The organism is Mycobacterium sp. TH-M15, assembly GCF_057473705.1.
On sequence record NZ_JBYCLB010000491.1, the window covers coordinates 1 to 3,277 of the forward strand.

Annotated in this window: 4 protein-coding genes; all 4 read right to left on the reverse strand. The window is 66.7% G+C overall.

Annotation, left to right across the window (positions count from 1 at the left end; genetic code table 11):
* Positions 1-679, reverse strand: a 679-nt coding sequence (locus AC2VNT_RS11975) for an MCE family protein (protein ID WP_486947067.1), incomplete at its 3' end; no start/stop codon positions are given.
* The gene (locus tag AC2VNT_RS11980; protein WP_486947070.1) at positions 676-2,001 is read right to left on the reverse strand and encodes an MCE family protein; all 1,326 of its coding nucleotides are present in this window, start codon (positions 1,999-2,001) and stop codon (positions 676-678) included. The genes AC2VNT_RS11975 and AC2VNT_RS11980, both read right to left, overlap by 4 nt.
* A 15-nt stretch (positions 2,002-2,016) precedes the next feature.
* Entirely contained in the window at positions 2,017-2,886 is an 870-nt protein-coding gene (locus AC2VNT_RS11985; protein ID WP_486947068.1) for an ABC transporter permease, read from the reverse strand.
* On the reverse strand, positions 2,883-3,277 hold a 395-nt coding region (locus AC2VNT_RS11990; RefSeq protein WP_486947069.1), incomplete at its 5' end, for an ABC transporter permease. The genes AC2VNT_RS11985 and AC2VNT_RS11990, both read right to left, overlap by 4 nt.

Here is a 3,277-nt window from a genome sequence, read left to right on the forward strand (position 1 = left end):
TCTCGGCATTGTCGACGGTCTGGTCGAACTCTGCGCGATGTGCCACCGTGGTGTCCAGCACGGTGTTCAGGTTTTTGATCACCTCACCGATCGCCTGGTCGCGCTCGGCGATCGTCGAGGTCAGCTGCGCGGTCTGGTCCAGGATGTCGTTGATGGTGCCGCCCTGACCCCCGAACACGGTGATGATGGCCGACGTGATGGCGTTGACCTTGTCCGGGTCCAACGCCCGAAGCAGCGGACGGAAGCCACCGACCAGCGCATCAAGATCCAGCGCCGGCTGGGTGCGCGACAGCGGGATGAACCCGCCCGCCGGCAGCACCCGGTCGGCGCCCTCGCCGGTGCCGCGGCTGAGCTCAAGGTATCGGTCGCCGAACAGGTTGAGATAGCGAATCTTGGCGGTGGTGGACTGATACAGCGGCAGCGAGCGGTCCACGGAGAAGTCAACATAGGCCCGGCGCCCGCCGTCGATCAGCCGGATCTTTTTGACCTTGCCGACTTCGACCCCGGAGGCGCGGACGAACTGGCCGGCTCGCATGCCGCTGACGCTGCTGAACTCCGCGGAGTAACCGTCGGTTCGGTCGAAGCGGACCTGACCGAACACCACCACGATCATGGCGGTGAAGAGCAGCAGCACCGACGCGACGATGCCGAGCTTGACGAGGGTGCCGGTGATTTTCATGGGTTGATCGTGTTCTCCCCCCACGCGCGGCCCCAGACGTATTCCTGGGCGATCGGCGAGGCGACGTCGAGGTGGTTGTACGCGGCAGCGCTGACGCCGGTGTCTGCCACCAGCAGAGGCGCGGGCCACAGATCGCGGGTGATGGTCTGCCAGCAGCCCGGCGCACCGCCCGGCCCGCCGCGGGCGTTGGTTCGCGGCAGATTGTCCGGATAGACGTAGGGGTTCTGCACCCCGCCGATCAGGGTGGCCAGCGAGTAAAACGCCGCGCCGAGTCCCAGGGTGCCGGCCGCGACACCGATGTTGCCGGTCAAATTCAACAGCAACCCCGTCCCGCCGAGGATCATGGTGTTGGTGTCCAGCGCATAGCCGTCGCCGTTGCCGAAAATGGTGCCGAGTTTGTGGCGAATATCGCCGAGCATCCGGAAGGTGCAGAACAGCTCCGGGCTGTAGGTGTCGAGCAGCTCGGTGACGGGCACCAGGTCGGCTGCCGCCCGCTCCAGGTAGGGTCCGCCGCGGCCCAGCACGTCGGCGCCGGTGTTGCCGAGCCCGACCGCCGCCAACAGCGCGGCGTCCAGCTCTTTCTGCTGCGCGTTCAGGGTGCGGGCGGTGACGGTGGCATTGTTGACGGACTCGAGCAGATCCGGCGCCGCGTTGGCGTAGACGTTACCCAGGGCAGCCAGCTGCTGAATGTCGTGGCGGGCTTGCGGCTGCAGCGGATTCACCTCGTCGAGAATGGCGTTGGCGTTGACCAGTGACTGCCCGAATTTGTCGCCCAGCCCGTTCAGCGCGTCCGCCGCGGCGCTCAGTGTCAGGTTCAGCTTGACCGGGTCGATCTTCTCGCTGACCGAGAGCACCGTCTGGAACAGGGTGTTGAACTCCGTCGTCACATGCCGCGCGTCGATCATCTGGCTCGGTGAGACCCGTTGTCGCGTTGGATTTTTCGGCGATGTCAACGACACGTACTTTTGGCTGAATATCGTGGTCGCCGCGACTTCGGCGTCCACGTTGGCCGGGATCAGCTTGATGTAGCGCGGGGAAACATCCAGGGTGAACTTGGCCGCTGGCTTGCCGTCTTCGGTGACCTCGCGGATGTCGCCCACCCGGCCGATCTGCACCCCGTTGTAGGTGACCTTGGAACCCGGGTCCATCATCAGACCGGCCCGCGACGACAGCATCGTCAGCTGCGTCGTCGGGGTGAAATCTCCTCGGTACTGCAGGTAGACCAGCCACAGCACCAGCGCAGCGACTGCTAGGGTCGCCACACCGACCACCCGATACGGCCGGACCGGCGCCTTGTTGACTTTCCCGTGCGGACTCGTCATGGCCATTCGCACCCGTTACACCGTGAAGTTGAAGTTCGGGTTGACGCCGTAGAGCGCCATCTGGAACAACAGGACGATGACCGGCACCGCGACCAGCGACACCCGCATCGACCGGCCGACGGCCTCACCGACGCCGACCGGGCCGCCGCTGGCGTTGTAGCCGTAGTAGCAGTGGACGAGTAGCACGGCTACGGCCATCAGGATGGCCATCCCCAGCGACCAGAACACGTCGTTGGGGCGCAGGAATGTCGAGAAGTAGTGCTGGTAGGTGCCGGCCGCCTGCCCGTAGAACACCGTCGTGGTGACCTGCGGAGCCACAAACGACATGATCAGGCCCAGTGAGTAGAGCGGGATGATCACCACCAGGCCGGCCAGCACCCGGGTGGACACCAGGTACGCCGTCGAGTTGATGCCCATCACCTCCAGCGCGTCGATCTCCTCGCTGATCCGCATGGCGCCCAGTTCGGCGGTGGCGCCGGCGCCGACGGTGGCTGCCAGCACGATGCCGGCGACGGCGGGGCAGACCAGGCGCACGTTGATCAGTGCGGCGACGAACCCGAGCAGCGCCTGGATCCCGACCTGGCCCAGCGCGGCCAGGCCCTGGATGGCGACCAGCGTGCCGGTGGACAGCGTCACGAAAGCCATGATCACCGCGGTGCCGCCAACCAGGGCCATCGCACCGGTGCCCATGCCGATCTCGGCGACCAGCCGCAGGACTTCTCGGCGATACCGGGTCAGCGCCCAGGCCATGTCGCGGCAGGCGCGCACGGTGAACCAGGCCAGCTGGCCGGCGAGGTCGACGGATCGGGTCGCGGCGCCGCCGTAGCGGCGAACGGCGGCGGTCGACCGCGGGAAGCGGGTCTGCAGTACCTGGGCTGTCGTCATATCCGCGCCGGCGTTCCGAACCGCACGCCGATCGTGCTCAGCACCACGTTGACCGCGTACAGCGCCACCACGCTCAGCACCACAACCTCGTTGACGGCCGTGCCCAGGCCCTTGGGGCCGCCGCTGACGGTCAGGCCGCGGTAGCACCCGAGCAGGCCCGCGATGAGGCCGAAAATCGTGGCCTTGATCGTTGCGACCACCACCTCGGGTAGCCCGGTGATCAGCGTCAGCGTGGCCAGGTAGGAACCCGCGGACACGTTCTGCAGGAAGACTCCGAACAGGAAGCCACCGACCAGGCCGACCATGGACACCAGGGCGTTGAGCAGCATGGCCACCAAGGAGGCGGCCAGCACCCGGGGCAGCACCAACCGATGGATCGGGTCGATGCCGA

Coding starts and splice junctions, on each gene's coding strand:
- AC2VNT_RS11985 (WP_486947068.1), bottom strand. CDS start 2,886: ATGACGACAGCCCAGGTACTGCAGACCCGCTTCCCGCGGTCGACCGCC.
- AC2VNT_RS11980 (WP_486947070.1), bottom strand. CDS start 2,001: ATGACGAGTCCGCACGGGAAAGTCAACAAGGCGCCGGTCCGGCCGTAT.